The organism is Cupriavidus sp. MP-37 (genome assembly GCF_020618415.1).
Classification (GTDB): domain Bacteria; phylum Pseudomonadota; class Gammaproteobacteria; order Burkholderiales; family Burkholderiaceae; genus Cupriavidus.
The window spans coordinates 1354923-1375338 of sequence record NZ_CP085345.1; the positions used below are offsets into that span (position 1 = coordinate 1354923).

The following is a 20416-nucleotide window of genomic DNA, read 5'->3' on the forward strand; positions in this document are numbered from 1 at the left end:
CTCGCACTGGCGCAGCCTGCCGTACTAAGAGCAGGTGAGGAGTGCCCCGGTAGGCACCCGCCTACCGGCTGACCGCTTTTCGAACTTAGGATTTGAACCGAAATGGCTAAGAAACCGATCCATGTTGTGCCCCATCCGGAAGGCTGGGCGACTCGTCGTGAAGGCACCACGCGCGTCGGACGCGTCACGCAAACCAAAGACGAGGCGATGTCGCGTGGCCGGCAGCAAGCGCAACGCGACCGCACCGAGCTCGTTATTCACGATCGCAAGGGCGTCATCCGTGATAGCGATAGCTATGGCAATGACCCGTACCCGCCGCGCGACAAGAAGCACTGAGGCGGACAATGGCGGAAATCCGCCCCTACTTCAGCTTCATAGCGTTTGCGGCCATGTTCGTGGTGCTTGTTTTCCACGATTTGGACAGGCACGTGGCCCTGGTGGCCGCTAGCGCTTCGGCTGCTTTTGCATTCCTCGCATGTCTTGCGGGAATCCAGATGCAGATCCAAGGCGGCGTGCGCAGCATCGCATGGGGAGAAATTCTCGTGCCCTTCCTGATGATGTGGATCGCTCTGCATCAGATTGCGCAGTCGATCAGCTAGCGGCACGACGGCCTGCCGCATTCCCATTCCGGCAGGCCTCCTCACATGAGGCTATAGCGCCTGTTGAATCCGGGACAGCCTCAACACAGGGAGACGGAAGATGAATTCTGGTGCCAGGGCTTGCATCGCATATATCGTTGCACGCGCGATCTCGGATTCCAAGGCCAGTCATGCCTATGATTACTCGGAATCCAAGTACGTTGCATTTACCGGGGATGTGACTACCCGCGAGGTCAACGTCTATGACTATGGACGTCGCTGCTATTGCTCGGGTTCGCTGCCACAGCTGTATGACTATGGCAATCGGAAGCACATCGATCTGCAGGTCAACGGAGATCGATTTAGCGGCTTCGACTATGACTCGCGTAAGCACTTCGAGGGATCGGTCAGCGGAAATAGTGTCAGCCTGTATGACTATGAAACCTCGAAATACTACAACTACACGGTGTAACTAGTCACCAGTGTCCAGGGGATACTGCTCGAACGCGATCGAGCCTGCCCTGCTCCTGATGTGGATTGGCTTACATCACCTGGCAAAGGTGATTGGCTGAACCCGCTCGCCCCGGCCTTCCTCCCGCAAGGTTGCGGCCTTTCCAACGCTTAGGGGATCAACATATGACCTATCTCGCCAGATATGCCTTTGCAGTAATGGCTGCAGTGATTTGCGTACCCGCAGCACAAGCTCAAGTTACGAGCCTTCCGATCTCCAACCTCGAGCTCACCAGAGCGTCTTCTGGGCTCCCAATGGTGAAGGGCATCATGACCAACAACTCGAGACGCACGACAGGCCTGATCTCAGTTACGTTTGCTCTTTATGACGCCGCTGGCACACAACTCGGCATTGCGATGGCCAACACCACTGCGTTGGAACCAGGGCAGTCATGGCTAATACAGGCGCTATCGCCGTACAGCGAAGTGGTGACGGCCAAGGTAGTAGATGTAAAGGCCTTCTGATTTGTGCCCTTCCATTGATCGCCGAACGATCGCACCTTTCTATCAATGGTCGGAGGCCAATTCATAAGGCTCGAACTGCATCACGTCCTGACCAAGCCAATCGTTCACCTCCATGGGGCGGTCCTGTAGAGGCTTCACTTCATTGCGCGCGAACATCATGGCGGCCTTCTCGCATCGCCGAAGTCGCCAGTGTTAATCGGGATGATACCCATCAGCTGGGACGGCACGCGGTGCGAGCATGGGCATCGGTCACTACTCATCTCTCCCATACGGCAAGTGTTCCCACTTGGCTGCTGTACCTGCTCTACGCCATAGCCGCAGCATGGGTATTCGTCATTGGCGTCATTGCTATTCGGTACTCGCACACAGCGAGCAACCAGCAACATATCTAGACTACCGTGAAGACCGGTTTTTCGGCGCGATTTGGCGGTGGATCTCCGTAGGTGGACGACCAGACAAAACGGGGGCGTTCTGCCCATCGTGCGACACAGTGCTCGTCTATTCAGAGAAGATGAACTATGGGGACTGGGAAACGACATTGCACTGTGAAACTTGTGCCTTCACAGTCCTTTCGCAGCCGTGCGACCGGCATGATTTAGTCGCCAAAGTAGAACAGCAAATCGATCGCAAGGTTCGAAGCGGGAGAATGGAAAGCTTGCATCCCGGCTCGTCAGCACAAGCCAAGCGAATAGAGGTGCCCCGCGCCTCTATATCAGGCCGCAATGATATTGCCGCCTAGGCTAGGGGCATCTGCTGCCCCGCCCCGGGGACCATCTATCTGGCGGTCAGCCCCATCGTTAGTCAACCGGGGTTGCCACCGTTTGCTGGCCCGACAATGCACACAGGCTGTCGAAGGCCTCGAAAGCCTACGGCAAGAATTCGGCGTAGCATCCGGTTGGGCTTTAGAGGCAGCGTGTCTGCCGGGACTTGTGGGCCCCAGCGGCCGCCGCCAGGGTACCATGCCGCGATCGGTCACAAGCAAGCCGACCGTAGAAGCAAAAACAGGTGACATATGCACGGCTCCCTGTTCTACACCAAATCGAAGACGAGCGTGATATCAACGAGCGCTACAACTTGTTGTGACCCAGCGACGCAGACCCAGCTCGAGACACACCTATGGTGTGCGTCTTGAAATGCTGGTCACCCTAATCGAACGCTACGAGGCTGATCATTTCCCGCTGAATCAGTCTGCTTCGAAGACGAGCGTTACAAAGATGCCTGTGGCTGCGGCGCCTCGCATGTCACCGCCGTTGTGGCGCTCGCCACGCTGCGTGCGAACCTCCCCTGCGATGCGCTTATCCGAACTCAGGTGGCAAGATCGCCAGCCATCGTCGCGGCAAGGCGTCATCCGGTGGCATTTCGGAAACAGTCGATACCCGAGCTCAGTCCGTGCCGCTTCCAGTCCCACGTACCGCCGAGGCAGGCTATGCTTAGACTGTCTAAGGTCCGTTGTCGTAGGAGATGGCCATGGCTAGGCAAATTTTTAGTAGGATTCAGTATCTTGAGGTTCTGAACGAAGCTTTGAGGCACCATCCAGCATGGGAGCCGGGAATGGCCTTCGAGTTCTTTCCACTTGGGTCGCGTGCCCGTGATGCCAAGTGGATTACGTGTACAGGCCCGGATAGCCGACGCGCCGTCTATGAAGAGATTGCAAAGGTTGCCGCAAGCCTTTGCGAGATTCGGGAATGAGGATCGGTCACGCAGACGAGCCAACGCTCCCCATGGATCACACCGCAGCAAGGTGCAAAATTGCTTCAGCAAATGAACGTGGGTGGTAGCAGACGGAAAGGAATTGCCCAACAAAACAGAGTTGGGCAATTCCTTTCCGGAGAACGTTTTACGGGCACATCATTGCGCAAACTGCCCAACTATATTGGACCGTTTTGACACAGTTTATTGTTCAGTGGCACACCCTCGGTTTTGCGGACGCCGCCGCCCCCCTTACAAATACTTAAACAAATTCATCCCCTGAATCTGCATAAACGACTGCTGCGCCCCCTGCAGCGCCATCTGCCGCTGGTAGTACTCCGTGATCGCCTTCGCATAATCCAGATCCTGCAGCCCCGACAACGTCTGCGAATACGTCAGGTCGCGGTTGGCACCCACATCGTCCAGCGCATCCAGCTCATTCATGCGCGAGCCCACCGACGCGCGCACGGTCAGCACGTTGTCGAGCGAGTTGGAGAACTGGCGCACGGCGGTCGACAGCACGTTGCCCAGGTTGGCGCGGTCGCTGTCGGAGGCGGCGGGCTGGCGCAGCGTGTCGATCACGGTCTGCAGGTTGGCGAACATGTCGGTGCCGGCCTCGCTGGCCGGCTGCATGGTCAGGGTGTCGCCGGCCTTGGGGTTGCCGGTGACGTTGAAGCTGAAGCCCGCCACTTCGATCTGCGCGGGCGAGGTGTAGGGCACCGGGCCGGCCACTACCGGCGCCGGCGTGGTGCCGGTCGAGGTGTCGGTGATGGTGTATTCGATCTGGCCGGCGCCGTTGGCCGTGAACGACATCTGCAGCGCATGGCCGAACAGCGGATTGCTCGGGTCGGTGGTGGACACCGTGCCGAAGGTGGCGGTGCCGGTATTGGCGGGGTTGCCCTTGACCACATAGCCGGCGCCGCCGGTCACGCTCATGAAGACTTCGCGGCCGGTGTTGCCGGCTGGCATCTGGCGCGCCACGTCGACCTGCAGCAGTTGCTGGCCGTTGTCGCCGATGTAGGTGCTGGCGCCGGCGCTCTGCGTGAACGGCGCGCTGCCTGAGCGGGTGCCGCCGAACAGGAACTGGCCGTTGCCGTCGTCGGAGTTGGCCAGGCTCAGCAGCTGGTTGTACAGCCCTTCCAGCGCGGTCGCCAGCGAGCCGCGGTCGGCATCGCTCATGGTGCCGTTGCCGGCCTGCACCAGCAGGGTCTGGATGTTCTGCGTGATGGTGGTCACGGACTGCAGCGCGTTTTCTTCCGCCGCCAGCGCAATATTGGCCTGGTTGCGGGAGGTGGCGTACTGCCCGTTGACGGCCTGCGCCTGGCTGACGCCCAGCGCGCGGGTGGCGCCGACCGGGTCGTCCGACGGGGTCAGGATCGAGCGGCCGGTGCCGAGCTGCTGCTGGATATGCATCAGCGCGCCCTGCTGGTAGTTCATCGAAGCCAGGCCTTGCTGGTACAGGGTGGAGCTTGCAACGCGCATATGGGTTACCTCTTCTGACGCGGATGGGTGCGGCGCTTAGCGGCCGATGCCGATGATGGTGTCGAACAGCGTGCCGGCGGTCTGGATCACGCGCGCATTGGCCTGGTACAGCTGCTGGAAGCGCAGCATCGACACGGTTTCCTCGTCCATGTTGACGCCGGACACCGACTGCTGCGCGGTCTTGATCTGCGTGGTGATGCTGTCTTGCGAGGCCGAGGCGATCTTGACCGACTTGGCGCGCGTGCCGACATCGTTGACCAGCTGCGCGTAGGCTTCGCTGAAGCTGGACACGCCGCCGATGGTCTTGGCGTTCTGCAGCTTGGCCAGCGCCAGCATGTTGCCGTTGTCCTTGACCGCGCCGGCGTTGCTGCCCAGCGTGAAGCTGTCGCCGGCGGCGGGCGTGCCGCCGAAGCTGAAGGTCAGGCCGTTGAGGGTGAAGTCGGTATTGCTGCCGTTGGGCACGCCCACCGGCTGCGGCGCCATGGCCACGCCGCCGACCTTGAAGATGTAGTTGGTGCCGTCGAACTCGGCGGTGATCTTGCCGGCCGGCGGGGTGAAGCCGGGCGCGACCTTGCTCAGCGACGCGGTGGCGTTGCCCTTGTTGCCGGCGGTCGCCTCGATGTAGGCGGGCGAGGCCGCAGCGATCTTGGCGGGATCGTTGATCGCCATGTCGAAGCCGGTGGCGGCGTTGCGGGTGGGCTGCACCGTGAACGAATCGTTGGTGCCCATCGGCCCGTTGATCTCGACGGTAAAGCCGTCGGCGCTGAACTGCAGCGGGTAGGTGGCAGTGCCGCCGGGCACGGGCGCGACCACCTGCTGGTTGTCGGACAGGCGCGTCAGCGTGTAGTTGGTGCCGTCGAAGTGGAGCTTGTAGTCGCTGGTGGTCAGCGCCGAGGCGTTGTCGATGGTGGCGGTTGCCACCGTGGTCTTGATGGTGTTGTTGGCGTTGGGGATGGTGGTGGCGCCGCCCAGCTTGAACATGTCGGTGCCGGGAGCGCCGTTCAGGTCGATGCCGAGCTGGTGCTGTGCATTGAAGCTCGCGCCGATCGCCAGCGACAGCCGGCCGATTGCGCTTTGCGCCGGATCCAGGGTTTCGGTGCGGAACTGCAGCAGGCCGCCCAGCGAGCCGCCGGTGAGCGCGCCCGGGTCGCTCTCGATCACGGCGCCGGTGGGCAGCGTGTAGGCCACCACGGTGCGATTGGGGTCGGCGGCCGAGGCCACGGCCTTCAGCTCATAGGCGTCGTTGCCCATCACCAGCGGCTGGCCGTTGCCGACGAAGACGTTGTAGGTGCCGCTGTCCTGCACCACCACCTTGGCGCCGACCAGCTTGGTCAGCTCGGCCACGGCCTGGTCGCGCTGGTCGAGCAGGTCATTGGGCGCCTGACCGCCGGAAGCGGCCTTCAGGCGCGTGATTTCCTGGTTCAGGTTGGCGATCTGCCTGGTGTACGCGTTGACTTGGGTGACGGCGGTGCCGACTTGCTCGTTGACGCCGGCCTGCAGCTGCTTGAAGTAATTGCTGGCCGAGCGCACCTGTCCCACCAGCGCCTGGCCCGCCGACAGCATGCCCTGGCGCGCGGCCGGATCGGCCGGGGTATCGGCCACCGCCTGCACCGCGGCGAAGAACTTCTGCATCAGCGGCGCCAGGCCGCCCTTTTGATCGGCCAGCAGGTTGTCGATCTGGCTGATCTGGTCCGAGTACATCGCCAGCGAGGCGCTGGTCGAGGTGGCGCCGCGCAGCTGGCCGGTCAGGAACTCGTCATAGACGCGGATCACCGTGGTGGTGTTCGAGCCGAAGCCGTAGAAGCCCTGGCTGGTGTACTGGCCGCCGGCAGAAGCGACGATGGTGTTCTGGCGCGAGTAGCCTTCGGTTGCCGAGTTGGCAAAGTTGTGGCCCGTCGTCGTCAGCGCGTTCTGCGCGGTGTTCAGGCCGGAGAGGCCAATACTGAAGAGAGACATGGTGCTCTGATCCCGGATTTTTAGGACTGCCGCGGCGTGGGGCCGGCGGTGTGGATGTGGGAGTTATCGGCTGGGTGGGGGTGGGACTTTAGGTGTGGAGGTGGCGTTTTCCAGATCCTGCAGGTTTGCTCCCCTCTCCCGCTTGCGGGAGAGGGGCGGGGGTGAGGGCGGGCGGTGGCAATAGAGACGGCCTTCACTTCGTGGATATTCCCGCCCTCACCCCAACCCTCTCCCGCAAGCGGGAGAGGGAGTACACAAACGGGAGTTGGCATGCTCGAGGCAATGATGACGCTGCGGCTTTCTCCCCTCTCCCGCGTGCGGGAGAGGGGCGGGGGTGAGGGTGGGCGGTGGCAATAGCGACGGCCTTCCCTTCGTTGATATTCCGCCCTCACCCCAACCCTCTCCCGCAAGCGGGAGAGGGAGTACACAAACGGGAGTTGGCATGCTCGAGGCAATGATGACGCTGCGGTTTTCTCCCCTCTCCCGCGTGCGGGAGAGGGGCGGGGGTGAGGGTGGGCGGTGGCAAATAGCGACGGCCTTCACTTCGTTGATGTTCCCGCCCTCACCCCAACCCTCTCCCGCAAGCGGGAGAGGGGGTACACAAGTGGAAGTTGGATGGCTCGAGGCAATGGCCTCGCTCCCTACGCCGCCACCTTCTTCATGATCTTCACCAGCTTGTGCCCATACGCCGGATCCGTGGCATACCCTGCCCGCTGCAAGCCATGCGCCGCATCTTCGGCACTGGCCGCGCTGACCACGCCCGCATAGCGCGGATTGCTCGTCAGCAGGCGCGCGTAGTCGGCGCAGGCTTCGTCATACGAGCCATAGGCGCGGAACTTCGCCCGCACCTTTTGCGGCTGCCCATCGATGTATTCCGTGGTGGTGATTTCCGCCACCCGCCCCTTCCAGCTGGCCCCGGCCTTGATGCCGAACACGTTGAACGTGGTAGAGCCATCGGCGTGCGTGATCTCGCGCTGGCCCCAGCCGGATTCCAGCGCGGCCTGGCCGACGATCAGCCGTGCCGGCACGCCGCTGGCGCGGGACGCGGCTTCAGCGGGGCCGGCGATGCGGGCGACGAAGGCGCTGACGTGGGCCGGCGCGTCGTCGGGCAGCCGGCCGAGCCGGTCTTCGCCCTGGCCGCGATCCGCGTAGGACTGCGGCTGGTACTGGCGCAGGCCCGCGGTGGGATTCCATTGCTGGCCCGCGACGGTGGTGCCGATGGCCGGCAGGTCGGCCTGTTCGCCCGCGTCGGCGGGCATGGCGCCGGCGCCGCGGCTGTCGAGCAGCCGCGCCATTTCCGCATCCGCGACCTTGCCAGCTTCCGCCGGGCTCAGCGCGTTCATGCCGGATGGCATCGCGGTGCCGGTGGCGCGCGCCAGCTGGCGCACCATCACATCGGCCAGGCCGATGCCGCGCGACGACATCTGCTGCGCCAGCTGCTGGTCCATCATCGACAGGTAGAGCTTGCTCTGCTCGTTGTCGAACAGGCCGTCCTGCGGCGTGGCGTCGCGCATGCTCTTGAGCACCATCTGCGTGAACACCGCCTCGAACTGCCTGGCGACGGCTTGCAGCGTACTGGCGTCGGCGCCGCCGCGCGCGCTGTGCTTGAGCGCTTCGAAGCCTTGCGTGTCCAGCGCGAAACGCTGGGTCAGGTCGGCGCCCGGCGCGGGCAACGCGCCACCGTTGATGCCGCTGTTCATGCTCAGATCACTTCCAGCTCGGCGCGCAGCGCACCCGCCGCGCGCATCGCTTCCAGGATGGTCTGCAGGTCGGCCGGGGTCGCGCCCAGCGCGTTCAGCCCCTTGACCACGGCGGCCAGCGAGGCGCCCGCCTTGACGATCTGCAGCGAACCGCCCTGCTGCTTCATGTCAATCTGCGACACCGGTGCCACCACGGTCTGGCCGCCGCTGAACGGCGCGGGCTGGCTGATCACCGGTTGCGTGTTGATCACTACCGACAGGTTGCCGTGCGCCACCGCGCAGTCTTCCACGGTCACGGCCTGGTTCATCACGATGGAGCCGGTGCGGGCGTTCAGGATCACCTTTGCCGCGGCCTTCGCCGGCGTCACGTCGATATTCTCGATGCGGGCCAGGAAGCCCACGCGCGCCGCCGGCGATGCCGGCGCGCGCACCTGCACCACGCGGCCGTCCAGCGCCGCGGCGACGCCGCCGCCCATGTTGCGGTTGATCGCTTCGACCACGCGCTCAGCGGTGCCGAAATCCGTATCCTTCAGTTCGAGGTTGAGCACGCCGCCATCGGGCTGGAACGGCGCGACCGCGCGCTCGACGATGGCGCCGTTGGCGATGCGCCCCACCGCCAGCTGGTTGATCTGCACCTTGCTGCCGTTGGCCGACGCGCCCGCGCCACCCACCAGCATGTTGCCCTGCGCGATCGCGTAGACCTGGCCGTCGGCGCCCTTGAGCGGCGTCATCAGCAGCGTGCCGCCGCGCAGGCTCTTGGCATTGCCCATCGACGACACCACCACGTCGAGCTGGCTGCCGGGCTGCGCGAACGCCGGCAGCGATGCGGTCACCATCACCGCCGCGACGTTCTTGAGCTGCATGTTCTTGCCGGCCGGCAGCGTGATCCCCAGCTGCGACAGCATGTTGGTCAGGCTCTGCGTGGTAAACGGCGTCTGCATGGTCTGGTCGCCGGTGTTGTCCAGCCCCACCACCAGGCCGTAGCCGACCAGCGGGTTCTCGCGCACGCCCTGGAAGGTGGCCAGGTTTTTCAGGCGCTCGGCCTTGGCGCCGGTGGCAAAGGCGCCGAAGGCCACCCCCAGCGCCAGGCTGACCATGGTCAGCCGCAGCAGGCGGGACAGGAAACGAGCGAGCATCTGGGCAGACATGGCGCGGTCAGAACGGAGAAACATTGAGGAAGAAGCGCTGCAGCCAGCCCATGTTCTGCGCTTCGTCGATCACGCCCTTGGCGGTGTATTCGATGCGCGCATCGGCGACCTGCGTCGACAGCACGGCGTTGTCGCCGGTGATGGTGCGGGGATTGACCACGCCCGAGAAGCGGATGAACTCGGCACCCTGGTTGATGGCCATCTGCTTTTCGCCGGAGACCACCAGGTTGCCGTTGGCCAGCACCTCCAGCACGGTCACGGTGATGGTGCCGTTGAAGGTGTTGGCCGCGCTGGCGCCGCCGCTGGCCTTCATGGTGTTGGCGCCGTTGATGTTGGCGTTCTGGCTGGTGCCGAACAGGCCGCCCAGCGCGCGCGGCACCGCGTCGAACGCCAGCGCGGCGTTGCCGGTGCGGCTGGTGTTGGTGCCGGAGTTCTTGCTGGCGTTGACGTTCTCGGTGATCAGGATGGTCAGGATGTCGCCCACGTTGCGCGGGCGCCGGTCCTCGAACAGCGGATTGCCGGCGTACGAAGACTGGTAGATCGAGCCCGAGGCCGGGCCCATCGGGCGCGGCTCGGCGCGCGCCGTGGTCGGCATCTGCACCAGCGGCTCGCGCGGCATCAGCGCGCAGCCGCTTGTGGCCAGCATTGCCACGCCGGCCAGGCAAACCAGCGCGCGCGCGCCCAGGCGGGAAAGCAAGGTGGCCATGTTCACACCAATCAACCCAGTTGCGCCAGGCGCTGCAGCATCTGGTCGGATGCCTGCACCGCCTTGCTGTTGATCTCGTACGCGCGCTGCGTCTGGATCATGCTGACCAGTTCCTCGACCACGTTCACGTTGGACGCCTCGACATAGTTCTGCTGCACCACGCCCGCGCCGTTCAGGCCCGGCACGGTGGTGTTGGGCGCGCCCGAGGCGTCGGTCTGCACATACAGGTTCTCGCCCATGCTTTCCAGGCCGGCCGGGTTCATGAAGGTGGCCAGCTGCAGCTGCCCCACCTGCACGTTGGCGCTGGAGCCAGGCTGCGTCACCGACACCGTGCCGTCGCGCCCGATGGTCATCGTCAGCGTGTTGGCGGGGATGGTGATGGCGGGCTGGATCACGAAGCCGCTGGAAGTCACCAGCTGGCCGTTCTGGTCCACCTGGAACGAGCCGTCGCGGGTATAGGCGGTGGTGCCGTCGGGCAGCGCCACCTGGAAGAAGCCCTGTCCCAGGATGGCCACGTCCTTGGCATTGCCGGTCTGCTGCGGGTTGCCCTGGGTGTGGATGCGCTCGGTCGCGACCGGGCGCACGCCGGTGCCCAGCTGCATGCCGGAGGGCAGCGTGGTCTGGTCCGACGACAGCGCGCCGGGCTGGCGGATGGTCTGGTACATCAGTTCCTCGAACACCGCGCGGCCGCGCTTGAAGCCGTTGGTCGAGACGTTGGCCAGGTTGTTCGAGATCACGTCCATCTGCGTCTGCTGCGCATCGAGGCCGGTCTTGGCAATCCAGAGAGAGCGGATCATGTGGGTCCTTGGTGGGTGCTGGGGGCCGGCACGGTGATGCCGCGCCCGCCGGTCATTCGGTTCAGTTGGTCGAGAGCAGCTGGTTGGCGCGCTGCTCGTTGCCGTCGGCGCCCTGGATCATCTTCATCTGCATCTCGAAGCGGCGCGCGTTGGCGATCATCTCGACCATGGCTTCGGTCGGGTTGACGTTGCTGCCCTCCAGCGCGCCGGAGATCACGCGCACGGTGGGATCGGCCTCGAGCGGCTGCGCGCCGGGGCGCAGGCGGAACAGGCCGTCATCGCCGCGGGCGATGGCGTCGTTGGGCGGATTGACCACGCGCAGCCGGCCTACCTGCGCCAGGCCGGCCGAGGCTTCGCCCGGGCCGCGCGCGGTGATGGTGCCGTCGGTGCCGATGGTCACCTGCGAGCCCGGCGGCACCGCCAGCGGACCGCCGTCGCCCATCACCGGCAGGCCGGAAATGGTCTGCACCTGCCCGTCCTGCGCCACCTGCAGCGCGCCGGCGCGGGTGTAGGCCTCGGTGCCGTCGGGCGCCTGCACCACCAGCCAGCCATTGCCCTGCAGCGCCACGTCGAGCGTGCGGCCGGTATAGGTCAGCGGGCCGGCGCGCATGTCCGCACCGGGCGTGGACGCCAGCGCGAAGGTGCGCGTGCCCGTCTCCGGCCCGACCACCGGCACCGCGCGGTACAGGTTGACCTGGGCGCGGAACGCCGGCGTCGACACGTTGGCGAGGTTGTTCGATACCGCCGCTTGCTGGTCGAGTATCTGCTTGGCGCCCGACAGGGCGGTGTAGATCATGCGGTCCATGGCGGCGGCTCAGCTCAGCGTGGCGGTCACAGGTTGACCAGGGTCTGCATGACCGTGTCCTGCGCCTTGATGGTTTGCGCGTTGGCCTGGTAGTTGCGCTGCGCCACGATCAGGTTGACCAGCTGGCCCGACAGGTCCACGTTCGACGCTTCCACCGCGTTCGAGCGCAGCGTGCCCAGGCTGCCGCCGGCCACGCCGAGCAGCGGCTGGCCCGATGCGCCGGTGGCCGACCACACGTTGTCGCCCTCCGGCTTCAGGCCTTCGACGTTGCCGAAGGCGGCCATCACGATCTGGCCCAGCGGCTTGGTCTCCTCGTTGGAATAGCTGCCGACGATGGTGCCGTCGCCGTTGACCGAGAAGCCCAGCAGGCTGCCCGAGGTGTAGCCGTCCTGGCGGAGCTGCTTGACGTCGTTGTCGGCGCCGAACTGGGTGGTGCCGGTCAGGTCCAGGCGCATGGCCATGGCCTGCGCGCCGTTGGCCGCCGGCTGGGTCAGCGTGACCGCGCCCGCACCGGGTGCCTGCAGCGCGCCGGCGTTGTCGAACGACAGCGTGACCGGTGCACCGGCGACGGCGTTGCCGTTGACGTCGGTCACGTACATCTGCCAGTCGGTGCCGCCCGGCACGGTCGGCGCCGCGCCCGACTTGGCGAAGTACGCCATCAACTGCTGCTTGTTGCCCAGCGAGTCATAGACGTTGATCGCCGTGCTGTAGTTGAACATGTTGCTGGTCGGCGGCACGCCGGGCGCGCTGGCAAACGCCTGCGTCGGCACGGTGGCGCGCGAATCGAGCTGGAACTTGGCGGTGATGCTGCTGGTGGCGCGCGGCTCCATCTGCGCGTTGCTGATCACCAGCGGCTGCGGCTGCACGCCGGCGCCACCTGCCACGCCAGCCGGATATCCCGTCACCTGCAGGCCCTGCATATTGGTGATGCGGCCGTCGTCCTGGCGCTGGAACTGGCCGTTGCGCGAGTAGTAGACCGCGCCTTCCGGGCTGGTCATGCGGAAGAAGCCGTTGCCGTTGGTGATGGCCACGTCCAGGGAGCGGCCCGAGGCCTCGATATTGCCCTGGTTGAACGACTGCACCACCGAGTTCACGCGCACGCCCAGGCCGATCTTGGTGCCGGCGTAGACGTCGGCGAACTGCGCGGCCGATTGCTTGTAGCCAACCGTGTTGGCGTTGGCGATGTTGTTGCCGATCACGTCCAGGTTGGACGCGGCGGCGTTCAGGCCGCTTACCCCTTGACCGAAACCCATGATTGCTTCCTTTTGACTAGGCTATCGTTGAAGCCGGCTTGCGCCCGCGCGCTGCCCGGCACCTGCGTATCTGCGCATTAAAGAATGCGGCGCACGTCGTCGACGTTGGCGGTCTGGCCGTCGCCCAGATCCACCAGCACGCCGCTGGCGTCGCCGCTGATGCTCTCGACCTTGCCGTACACCAGCGCCACCGGCTGCACCGAGGTGCCGTTGGCGGTGGCGGTCACCTTGAAGGTGTAGTCGCCGTCGGCCACGGCCACGCCGGCATTGTTCTTGCCGTCCCACGCGATGTTGTGCACACCCGCGGTCTGGCCCTTCATGTCGATGGTGCGCACCACGTTGCCGTCCTTGTCGAGCACGTCGACGGTGACCGCGTCCGCGGTCGAGGGCAGGTCCACGCCGATCTTGCCCGGCACGCCGCCTTCCACCGACACCAGCTTGCCCGGCACCATCACGGTACGGCCGATCAGCGCGGCCGAGTCCATCGCGCGGCTGGCGCTGACCTGAGACAGCAGCTGCGACAGCGTCGCGTTCATGGTCTGCATGCCGCTGACCGTGCTGATCTGCGCCAGCTGCGAGGTCAGCTGCGCGTTGTCCATCGGGTTGAGCGGGTCCTGGTTGTTCATCTGCGTGACGAGCATGGTCAGGAAGTTGTTCTGCAGCTCGGACGCGCTGGCGCTGCCGCTCTTGAGCGCGTCGTTGATGCCTTGCGTGTTGCTGCCTACCGGTGGGGTGGTGGTCATGTCAGTTGCTTGTGTGCGAGGTGCGGATGGAGCCGTTGCGTTGATGTGCCGGGGCGCGTTACTGGCCGATCGTCAGCGTCTTGAGCATCATGTTCTTGGCGGTGTTGAGCACTTCCACGTTGGCCTGGTACGAGCGCGAGGCCGAGATCATGTTGACCATCTCCTCCACCGGGTTGACGTTGGGCATCACCACATAGCCCTGGGCATTGGCCATCGGATGCGTGGGGTTGTGGACCATGCGCGGGGGCGACGGATCCTCGCTCACGCCCTGCACCTGCACGCCGCCGATATCGGTCTGGCCCGGCGTGGGCGCCATGCCGAACACCACCTGCTTGGCGCGGTAGGCCTGGCCGTCGGGGCTGACCACGCTGTCAGCGTTGGCCAGGTTGGACGCGGTCACGTTCATGCGCTGCGACTGCGCGGCCATGGCCGAGCCCGCGACGTCGAAGATGTTCATTGCCGGCATGGGTTCGCTCCCCGGTTACTGCTGGATCGCGGCCAGCATGGTCTTGATCTTGGAATTCATCACCGTCAGGCCGGATTCGAAATGCACGGCGTTGTCGGCAAAGGCCACGCGTTCGGTGTCCATTTCCACCGTGTTGCCGTCGACGCTGGACTGCAGCGGGATGCGGTAGGCCAGGTCGAATGCCTCGCGCCCCGGCGCCTGCGCGGGCAGGTGGCGCGCCGAGGTAGTCGACAGCGACACGCCCTCGTTGCGGTGGCCGCGCTCCACGGTCTGCGCCAGCGTGCTGGAGAAATCAAAGTCGCGCGCCTTGTAGCCCGGCGTGTCCGCGTGCGCGATGTTCGAGGCAATCACCGACTGCCGCTGGTTGCGCAGGCTCAGCGCTTCCTGCTGGAAACGTAGCGCCGCATCAAGTCTGTCAATCATCTGGCATCTCCCCTGCTGGGCCAGCGCTCCCGCAATCGGAGCGCACGTAGCTTCTTCAGGGTTGGCATCTTAGGCGGGGAGCTGTCACGCCAATCGGATGAATAAGGACGGGAAATCCATGCATTTCGGCCCGCCCGCGCGCGGGGCGCTGCCTACAATGAGCCCCGATGACAGATGTATACGGCGCGCGCAGCCAGTCACGGGGCCGCGCGCCGTCCTTGCCGGGAAGTCCAGATGACACAGCATTGCCGCAACGCCCGCCGCCTGGCGCAAGCCGCTCTTGGCGCGTGGCTGCTTGGCGCTGCCGCCGCGGGCGCCGCGCCGGCGCAGGTCACGCCGGTCGCCATGCAGGCGCCTGCGGCGCACGGTGCCGCCGCCCACGCCGCGGCCAGCCCGTTCACCGAAGACCCCGCGCGCGTGGCGGTCGAGCGCTTCCTGCAGCAGCAGACCGCCGGCCTGCCGGGCAAGGTCAGCGTGCAGGTGGCGCCGCCGTCAGGCGGGCGCGCGCCGGAATGCATCGCGCCCGATCCCTTCCTGCCCGCCGGCGCTTCGCCGTGGGGGCGCGTTTCGGTAGGCGTGCGCTGCGGTGGCGAGCGGCCCTGGGTGCGCTATATGCAGGCGCGCGTCTCGGTGCTGACTGACTATTACGTGGCCGCGCGCGCGCTCGGTGCGGGCGAGCCGGTCGGCCAGGCCGATATCGAAGTCCGCCAGGGCGACCTGGGCGCACTGCCGCGCGCGGTGATCACCGATCCGGCGCAGCTTGCCGGCGCCGTCACTGCCAACCGCATCGCCGCCGGCTCGCCGCTGCGCACCGACCTGCTGCGCAAGGCCATCGCCGTGCGCCAGGGCCAGACCGTCACCGTGGCGGTCGAGGGCGAGGCCTTCCAGATCACCAGCGAAGGCAAGGTGATGGCCGACGCCGCCACCGGCAACACCGTGCAGGTCCGGCTGCGCAACGGCCAGGTGGTCAATGGCCTGGTCCGCAGCGGCGACACCGTGGTGCTGCAATGACCGTGCGCCAGGTGCTGTAACCGTGGCTGAAAAGACTGGAAATCCGGGGCAGGCGGCGTGCGAAAATGCCGCCGCAGCCGCCGTGCAGCGAATCCGGGCCAGTACCCTAAAGAATTCGCCGGCGCGTCCGTAATGCCATAGGAAACCAGCAAGGATCGCCCCGTGAAGATCAACCACTCCACCTCGTCCCGGCCTGCCGACGCCGCCGCAGGCGACGCCGCCCGGCCCCACGCCGCCCCGGCCGCCGCCGCCGACGCCACTGATGCCGCGCCGTCCGCCGGCCTGAGCGTCAGCCCGCTGGCCGCCCAGGTGCGCGACATCAGCGCCCGCCTGGCCCAGCCGGCTGACGACGATATCGATACCGCCAAGGTCGAAGAGATCCGCCAGGCCATCGCCGAAGGCCGGATCAAGATCGACCCGGGCAAGATTGCCGACGGCCTGCTCGCCACCCTGCGCGAGCTCGGCCAGGCCGACGCCAAATAGCCACCATGAGCCAGAGCCTGATCCAGTCCCTGCAGCGCGAAACCGAAGGCATCCAGGCCTTCGGCCAACTCCTCGCCGAAGAGCGCGACGCCCTCAAGCGGGGCGACTTCCAGTCCCTCAGCGGGCTGCTGACGCGCAAGGTAGAACTGGGCCAGGCCCTGTCCCGCCAGCTCAAGGCCCGCGAAGCCCAGATGGGCGCGCTGGGCCTGCGCGCCGGCCCGGAGGGCCAGCTGCTCGGGCGCCAGGTCGATCCCGCCGTGGCCGACGCGTGGCGACGGCTGATCTTCGCCGCCCGCACCGCGCGCGACGCCAATGCGCTCAACGGCGCCGTGGTCGACGCCCATCTTGACTTCACCCGCGAAGCTATCCAGGCGTTGCGCCAGCATAGTGGCGGGGATGCGGGGTTGTATGGGAAGGATGGGAAGGCGGCGGCGGGGGTTGGGGGCGTGAGTCTGGCGGCTGGTTAAGACGAGCAGGGTTCCTCGCATCGGTCACAAAAATGTTCCATTTTTTCGTCACTTACTTGAAAGCAACGAAAAAACGGAACATACTGCGGGCATGCCACACAGCCGCCAAACGCAACGTGTTCTTGACCTGGCCTCCAGGAAAGGGATGCTGCGCCCCGCCGATCTCGACAATATCGAAGTCCCACGAGTCATCCTGAGCCGCATGGTCGGCGCCGGCCTGCTCGAGAAAATCGATCGGGGCGTCTACCGACTGTCGAATGATCCCCGCTCGGAGCACGAGAGCCTGGCCGCCATTGCTACCAGGGTGCCGCAAGCTGTCTTCTGCCTGCTGACAGCGCTCCAGTTCCATGGCCTGACCACGCAACTTCCGCGCGAAGTCTGGATTGCGATGCCGCGAGGCAGTCATGCGCCAAGAATCGATTTCCCGCCGATCAAAATGATCCAGGTCGCCGACGATATCTTCTCGGCAGGCATTGACGTGGTTGAGCGCGACGGGATTCCGCTGCGGGTCTATAGCGCCGCCAGAACGGTGGCAGATTGCTTCAAGCACCGCAATAAGGTAGGCCTCGACGTGGCACTGGAAGCCCTCAGGGATGCGCGGGCACAGCAAAAGGCATCGGCGGACGACCTCTGGCGCTTTGCCAAGATTTGCCGTGTCGCCGACGTCATGCGCCCGTATCTTGAGGCTGTCGGATGATTAGCAACCTCGCCGAGTCGGTGCGCGCGCGATTGCTGAACATCGCCAAAGCGCAAAAGGCGGACTTCAACCAGGTGCTGGTGCGTTATGCGCTGGAGCGCATGCTCTATCGGTTAAGCCAGTCGCCGCATGGCGAGCGCTTTGTGCTCAAAGGCGCTTTGCTGTTCACGCTCTGGTACGACATGCCGCATCGCGCTACCCGCGATGCCGACTTCCTTGGTTTCGGAGCGAGCGATCTGGCGTCGATCGCGAGAACGTTCCGGGACATCGCCGCTGTCAGTGCCGACGATGGCATGACATTCGATCCGGCATCGGTGACCACGGAGGAAATTCGCAAGGAGGCGGGCTACGCCGGCGCGCGCGTCTTGCTTACCGGGGAACTGGCGCGGGCACAATGCCGGGTGCAAGTCGATATCGGATTTGGTGATGCCATCACGCCGGGGCCGGTCGACGCCATCTATCCGGTTCTGCTCGATGATCTGCCGGCGCCGCGGCTACGCGCATATCCGGTTTACACGGTCGTTTCCGAAAAACTGCATGCCATTGCGTTGCTTGGCATGGCGAACAGCAGGCTAAAGGACTATTTCGATCTGGCTATCCTGCTGGGTCGCGAGACTCTTGATGCAGAGACCCTCGCAAGCGCGGTGGCAGCGACTTTCATCAGACGCGGCATGACGGTTCCCGGTGCGTTGCCGCTTGGACTCACCGAAGAATTCTCCACGGATTCGTCGCGGCAGGCGCTGTGGCAAGCGTTTCTGAAGAAGAACTCGCTCACATGGGAAGGGCTGCCAGACACCGTTGCAGTGTTGCGAACGGTCCTGGAGCCGGTCCTGATTCGCGCCCGCGCGATCGCAGGTCAGCAAGGCTGACCACTGAGGCTTTTTGCAGGCGCTCTGTTTGCTCCCCTCTCCCGCAAGCGGGAGAGGGAGTACACAAGCGGGAATTGGAAAGCTCGATTGAAAGTCGCGTGCGCCAGAAGCGGCAAGGCCCTACCTGAACCCCACCACCACCTCATTACTCCGCCCCTGCAACACCGGCACCAGGCTCCCCTGCCCCGGCACCCGGAACGCGAACACAAACCCCTTGGTGGCATCGTCGCCCAAGAACGCGTCGGTCTTGCCCTCGGCCTGCGGCAGCAGCACGCAGCGTTGCGCGTTGCACAGGTAGGCCTGCAGTTCCTGCGGCGGCGTCTTGGCAAAGCTGTAGCGCCAGCGCACCGAGGTAATCACCCCTTCTGATTGCGGCAACACGCCGGTGGGCAAGATCGGCGGCGACACCGCGCGTTGGCCGCGGCCGTACAGGGCCGGGCCGTTGACCGAACCGGTCCATGCATGACGGGTGCCGGCATCGAACGCGGCCCACGCGCACGCCGATACGGCCGCCAGCAGCAAGCAGGCGCCACGCGCGGCGCGACCTCTTCCCGGCATCACAGCAGGCCGCGTAGCTGGTTGCGCAGCCGGTTGATGGCCTGGCCGCGGATCTGGCATACGCGTGACTCGGTCACGTCGAGCACCGCGCCGATTTCGCGCAGGTTCAGTTCCTGGTCATAGCACAGCGAGAGCACCAGCTTCTCGCGCTCGGGCAGGCGTTCGATGGCGCGCACCAGCGCCTCGCGCATGCCGCTTTCCATCAGCACGGTAAGCGGGTTGCCGTCGTCGCTGCCGCCGAGGTGGCGGTCGAGGAAGTCTTCTTCGCCGGAGCGCTCGAAGTCTTCATAGTGCAGCAGCTGGCAGCCATAGACCTCGTTGAGCAGCAGCTGGTATTCGTCCAGCGGCATCTCCATGGCCTCGGCCACTTCGGAGTCGATGGGCGTGCGGCCGAGCTTCTGTTCCAGGTTGCGCTGGGTGCGTTCGATGCGGCGGGTGAACTGGCGCAGGCTGCGCGATTGCCAGTCGTTGGCGCGCACTTCGTCGAGCATGGCGCCGCGGATGCGCTGGCTGGCGTAGGTCTCGAAGCGTGCGCCGTGGGTGTCTTCATAGCGCTTGGCGGCGTCGAGCAGGCCGATCATGCCGGCCTGGATCAGGTCGTCGATCTGCACGCTGGCAGGCAGCCTGGCGGCGAGCTGCAGCGCGATGCGGCGCACCAGCTGGGCGTGTGCCTTGACCACATCGGCCTGTTCGAGCTTTCCCTGGATCGTGTACATGGTGCAATTCTCGTGACTGCTGGATGGCTGGACCGGCGCGCCTGCGGCGTGCCGGCTGGCTCAGGGTGTGGTGGTTTCGGGTGGCATGGGTGGCAGGCTCAGGCCAGGGCGGCGGCGGCGGGCGCCGCAGCGTCTGCGCGCAGCGGCCAGGCGCCGATGCCGCCGGCGCTGCGGCGCAGGGCCGCGGTGGCCGGTGCCGCCGGGAAGGCCTCGACCACGCAGCGGCCCAGCTGCACGGCGCGCGCCGCCAGCGGATCCGCCGGCAGCCAGCCCGCGCACAGCACTTCAACGCCGAGGTACTGGCTGGCGGTGCGCGCCAGGTTGCGCAGGATGGCCTGCACCGTGGCCTCGCTGGCCGCCAGGTTGACGATCAGATGGAAGCGGCGCCACGCATACAGGTGGTGCAGCCGCTTGATGCAGGCATAGGCGGCGGTGATCGACGCCAGCTCCGGGCGCATCACCACCAGCACGTTGTGCGCAGCGCCGGCAAGCGGCGACAGCGCGCCGTTGGAGTCGAGGCCGGCATCCACCAGCACGCTGCGGAAATCGCTGGTCGCCGCGGGCGGCAAGGCAGCGCCCGGCACCGGCCGGCCCGCCGGCAGCACCGACAGCACCCCTCCCGCGCCAACGCCCGCCGCAGCCTCCAGCGACAGCCGGCCTGCCTGGACGTCAGCCAGCGTGCCCGCCGGCCTGGCGCCGGACAAGCGCGTGGCCGCCGACGCGGCGGAGTCCTCATCGACCAGCAGCACACGCTCGCCCTGCATCGCCAGCGCGTGCGACAAACCCAGCGCCACGGTAGTGGCACCGGCGCCGCGTTCGCTGGCGAGCACGGCGATGCGGCGCGTGGTGCGCGGCGCCAGCATCCGGCGCAGGCTCTCGGCCTGGTCCATGGCG

The 20416-nt window shown here is 65.8% G+C and carries 23 protein-coding genes; 9 read left to right on the forward strand and 14 right to left on the reverse strand.

The annotated features are described in order from the left end of the window. Window positions 1-102 precede the first annotated feature (102 nt). The 4 genes from LIN44_RS22510 (at window position 103) to LIN44_RS22525 (ending at window position 1553) form a co-directional block, all read left to right on the forward strand. Window positions 103-336: a DUF2188 domain-containing protein gene (locus LIN44_RS22510; RefSeq protein ID WP_227314505.1), complete on the forward strand. Its 234-nt coding sequence runs from the start codon at window positions 103-105 to the stop codon at window positions 334-336. Window positions 337-344: 8 nt separating this feature from the next. Then, on the forward strand, window positions 345-599 hold the full coding sequence (locus LIN44_RS22515; protein WP_227314506.1) for a hypothetical protein: 255 nt from the start codon (window positions 345-347) through the stop codon (window positions 597-599). A 100-nt stretch (window positions 600-699) separates the two neighbouring features. Beyond that, window positions 700-1050 carry a hypothetical protein gene (locus LIN44_RS22520; protein ID WP_227314507.1) on the forward strand — a complete coding sequence of 117 codons (351 nt, stop codon included), beginning with the start codon at window positions 700-702 and terminating at the stop codon, window positions 1048-1050. 164 nt (window positions 1051-1214) lie between these two features. Continuing rightward, window positions 1215-1553 carry an FxLYD domain-containing protein gene (locus tag LIN44_RS22525; protein ID WP_227314508.1) on the forward strand — a complete coding sequence of 113 codons (339 nt, stop codon included), beginning with the start codon at window positions 1215-1217 and terminating at the stop codon, window positions 1551-1553. 1941 nt (window positions 1554-3494) lie between these two features. Here the strand turns inward: LIN44_RS22525 and flgL are convergent. From flgL to flgB, 11 genes are all read right to left on the reverse strand, one after another. Then, window positions 3495-4724, reverse strand: coding sequence for a flagellar hook-associated protein FlgL (gene flgL, locus LIN44_RS22535; protein ID WP_227314509.1), 1230 nt, complete (start codon window positions 4722-4724; stop codon window positions 3495-3497). A gap of 36 nt (window positions 4725-4760) precedes the next feature. Then, window positions 4761-6680, reverse strand: coding sequence for a flagellar hook-associated protein FlgK (gene flgK / locus LIN44_RS22540; protein ID WP_227314510.1), 1920 nt, complete (start codon window positions 6678-6680; stop codon window positions 4761-4763). A gap of 641 nt (window positions 6681-7321) precedes the next feature. Next, entirely contained in the window at window positions 7322-8380 is a 1059-nt protein-coding gene (gene flgJ / locus LIN44_RS22545) for a flagellar assembly peptidoglycan hydrolase FlgJ (protein WP_227314511.1), read from the reverse strand. Window positions 8381-8382: 2 nt separating this feature from the next. Continuing rightward, on the reverse strand, window positions 8383-9528 hold the full coding sequence (locus tag LIN44_RS22550; protein ID WP_304524187.1) for a flagellar basal body P-ring protein FlgI: 1146 nt from the start codon (window positions 9526-9528) through the stop codon (window positions 8383-8385). Window positions 9529-9535: 7 nt separating this feature from the next. Next, window positions 9536-10234 (reverse strand): flagellar basal body L-ring protein FlgH, encoded by a 699-nt coding sequence (flgH, locus tag LIN44_RS22555; RefSeq protein WP_092316041.1) that lies wholly within the window; start codon window positions 10232-10234, stop codon window positions 9536-9538. Between the two features lie 11 nt (window positions 10235-10245). Next, window positions 10246-11031 (reverse strand): flagellar basal-body rod protein FlgG, encoded by a 786-nt coding sequence (flgG, locus tag LIN44_RS22560; protein ID WP_227314512.1) that lies wholly within the window; start codon window positions 11029-11031, stop codon window positions 10246-10248. Window positions 11032-11092: 61 nt separating this feature from the next. Continuing rightward, window positions 11093-11836 carry a flagellar basal body rod protein FlgF gene (locus LIN44_RS22565; RefSeq protein ID WP_227314513.1) on the reverse strand — a complete coding sequence of 248 codons (744 nt, stop codon included), beginning with the start codon at window positions 11834-11836 and terminating at the stop codon, window positions 11093-11095. A gap of 26 nt (window positions 11837-11862) precedes the next feature. Beyond that, on the reverse strand, window positions 11863-13089 hold the full coding sequence (gene flgE, locus LIN44_RS22570) for a flagellar hook protein FlgE (RefSeq protein ID WP_227314514.1): 1227 nt from the start codon (window positions 13087-13089) through the stop codon (window positions 11863-11865). A gap of 77 nt (window positions 13090-13166) precedes the next feature. Further along, window positions 13167-13832: a flagellar hook assembly protein FlgD gene (flgD, locus tag LIN44_RS22575; protein WP_227314515.1), complete on the reverse strand. Its 666-nt coding sequence runs from the start codon at window positions 13830-13832 to the stop codon at window positions 13167-13169. Between the two features lie 58 nt (window positions 13833-13890). Then, the gene (flgC, locus tag LIN44_RS22580) at window positions 13891-14298 is read right to left on the reverse strand and encodes a flagellar basal body rod protein FlgC (RefSeq protein ID WP_018006607.1); all 408 of its coding nucleotides are present in this window, start codon (window positions 14296-14298) and stop codon (window positions 13891-13893) included. A gap of 15 nt (window positions 14299-14313) precedes the next feature. Continuing rightward, complete coding sequence (gene flgB / locus LIN44_RS22585) at window positions 14314-14721, reverse strand: flagellar basal body rod protein FlgB (protein WP_227314516.1); 408 nt, start codon at window positions 14719-14721, stop codon at window positions 14314-14316. A gap of 234 nt (window positions 14722-14955) precedes the next feature. Here flgB and flgA point away from each other — a divergent pair, with 234 nt between their 5' ends. From flgA to LIN44_RS22610, 5 genes are all read left to right on the forward strand, one after another. Next, window positions 14956-15732 carry a flagellar basal body P-ring formation chaperone FlgA gene (gene flgA, locus LIN44_RS22590; protein WP_227314517.1) on the forward strand — a complete coding sequence of 259 codons (777 nt, stop codon included), beginning with the start codon at window positions 14956-14958 and terminating at the stop codon, window positions 15730-15732. A gap of 162 nt (window positions 15733-15894) precedes the next feature. Then, window positions 15895-16215: a flagellar biosynthesis anti-sigma factor FlgM gene (flgM, locus tag LIN44_RS22595; RefSeq protein WP_227314518.1), complete on the forward strand. Its 321-nt coding sequence runs from the start codon at window positions 15895-15897 to the stop codon at window positions 16213-16215. A 5-nt stretch (window positions 16216-16220) separates the two neighbouring features. Continuing rightward, window positions 16221-16682, forward strand: coding sequence for a flagellar protein FlgN (locus LIN44_RS22600; protein ID WP_025583011.1), 462 nt, complete (start codon window positions 16221-16223; stop codon window positions 16680-16682). Window positions 16683-16773: 91 nt separating this feature from the next. Beyond that, entirely contained in the window at window positions 16774-17379 is a 606-nt protein-coding gene (locus LIN44_RS22605) for a type IV toxin-antitoxin system AbiEi family antitoxin domain-containing protein (protein WP_227314519.1), read from the forward strand. Continuing rightward, window positions 17376-18248, forward strand: a complete 873-nt coding sequence (locus LIN44_RS22610) for a nucleotidyl transferase AbiEii/AbiGii toxin family protein (RefSeq protein WP_227314520.1) — start codon at window positions 17376-17378, stop codon at window positions 18246-18248. Before LIN44_RS22605 ends, LIN44_RS22610 begins: the two co-directional genes overlap by 4 nt. 120 nt (window positions 18249-18368) lie before the next feature. Here the strand turns inward: LIN44_RS22610 and LIN44_RS22615 are convergent, their stop codons facing one another. From LIN44_RS22615 to LIN44_RS22625, 3 genes are all read right to left on the reverse strand, one after another. Beyond that, entirely contained in the window at window positions 18369-18806 is a 438-nt protein-coding gene (locus LIN44_RS22615) for a flagellar protein FlhE (RefSeq protein ID WP_227314521.1), read from the reverse strand. Beyond that, window positions 18806-19522 carry an RNA polymerase sigma factor FliA gene (locus LIN44_RS22620; RefSeq protein WP_092316269.1) on the reverse strand — a complete coding sequence of 239 codons (717 nt, stop codon included), beginning with the start codon at window positions 19520-19522 and terminating at the stop codon, window positions 18806-18808. The genes LIN44_RS22615 and LIN44_RS22620 overlap by 1 nt, the downstream gene beginning before the upstream one ends. A gap of 98 nt (window positions 19523-19620) precedes the next feature. After that, window positions 19621-20412: an AAA family ATPase gene (locus LIN44_RS22625; RefSeq protein WP_227316403.1), complete on the reverse strand. Its 792-nt coding sequence runs from the start codon at window positions 20410-20412 to the stop codon at window positions 19621-19623. Between the last annotated feature and the right edge of the window lie 4 nt (window positions 20413-20416).

Excerpts from the sequence above, each read along its gene's own strand:
- LIN44_RS22520 (WP_227314507.1), top strand. The coding sequence starts at position 700 with ATGAATTCTGGTGCCAGGGCTTGCATCGCATATATCGTTGCACGCGCG.
- LIN44_RS22515 (WP_227314506.1), top strand. The coding sequence starts at position 345 with ATGGCGGAAATCCGCCCCTACTTCAGCTTCATAGCGTTTGCGGCCATG.
- LIN44_RS22605 (WP_227314519.1), top strand. The coding sequence starts at position 16,774 with ATGCCACACAGCCGCCAAACGCAACGTGTTCTTGACCTGGCCTCCAGG.
- LIN44_RS22620 (WP_092316269.1), bottom strand. The coding sequence starts at position 19,522 with ATGTACACGATCCAGGGAAAGCTCGAACAGGCCGATGTGGTCAAGGCA.
- LIN44_RS22625 (WP_227316403.1), bottom strand. The coding sequence starts at position 20,412 with ATGGACCAGGCCGAGAGCCTGCGCCGGATGCTGGCGCCGCGCACCACG.
- LIN44_RS22615 (WP_227314521.1), bottom strand. The coding sequence starts at position 18,806 with ATGCCGGGAAGAGGTCGCGCCGCGCGTGGCGCCTGCTTGCTGCTGGCG.
- LIN44_RS22510 (WP_227314505.1), top strand. The coding sequence starts at position 103 with ATGGCTAAGAAACCGATCCATGTTGTGCCCCATCCGGAAGGCTGGGCG.
- flgL (WP_227314509.1), bottom strand. The coding sequence starts at position 4,724 with ATGCGCGTTGCAAGCTCCACCCTGTACCAGCAAGGCCTGGCTTCGATG.
- flgA (WP_227314517.1), top strand. The coding sequence starts at position 14,956 with ATGACACAGCATTGCCGCAACGCCCGCCGCCTGGCGCAAGCCGCTCTT.
- LIN44_RS22525 (WP_227314508.1), top strand. The coding sequence starts at position 1,215 with ATGACCTATCTCGCCAGATATGCCTTTGCAGTAATGGCTGCAGTGATT.
- LIN44_RS22600 (WP_025583011.1), top strand. The coding sequence starts at position 16,221 with ATGAGCCAGAGCCTGATCCAGTCCCTGCAGCGCGAAACCGAAGGCATC.
- flgH (WP_092316041.1), bottom strand. The coding sequence starts at position 10,234 with ATGGCCACCTTGCTTTCCCGCCTGGGCGCGCGCGCGCTGGTTTGCCTG.
- flgB (WP_227314516.1), bottom strand. The coding sequence starts at position 14,721 with ATGATTGACAGACTTGATGCGGCGCTACGTTTCCAGCAGGAAGCGCTG.
- flgD (WP_227314515.1), bottom strand. The coding sequence starts at position 13,832 with ATGACCACCACCCCACCGGTAGGCAGCAACACGCAAGGCATCAACGAC.
- LIN44_RS22550 (WP_304524187.1), bottom strand. The coding sequence starts at position 9,528 with ATGTCTGCCCAGATGCTCGCTCGTTTCCTGTCCCGCCTGCTGCGGCTG.
- flgC (WP_018006607.1), bottom strand. The coding sequence starts at position 14,298 with ATGCCGGCAATGAACATCTTCGACGTCGCGGGCTCGGCCATGGCCGCG.
- LIN44_RS22610 (WP_227314520.1), top strand. The coding sequence starts at position 17,376 with ATGATTAGCAACCTCGCCGAGTCGGTGCGCGCGCGATTGCTGAACATC.
- flgK (WP_227314510.1), bottom strand. The coding sequence starts at position 6,680 with ATGTCTCTCTTCAGTATTGGCCTCTCCGGCCTGAACACCGCGCAGAAC.
- flgJ (WP_227314511.1), bottom strand. The coding sequence starts at position 8,380 with ATGAACAGCGGCATCAACGGTGGCGCGTTGCCCGCGCCGGGCGCCGAC.
- flgE (WP_227314514.1), bottom strand. The coding sequence starts at position 13,089 with ATGGGTTTCGGTCAAGGGGTAAGCGGCCTGAACGCCGCCGCGTCCAAC.
- LIN44_RS22565 (WP_227314513.1), bottom strand. The coding sequence starts at position 11,836 with ATGGACCGCATGATCTACACCGCCCTGTCGGGCGCCAAGCAGATACTC.
- flgG (WP_227314512.1), bottom strand. The coding sequence starts at position 11,031 with ATGATCCGCTCTCTCTGGATTGCCAAGACCGGCCTCGATGCGCAGCAG.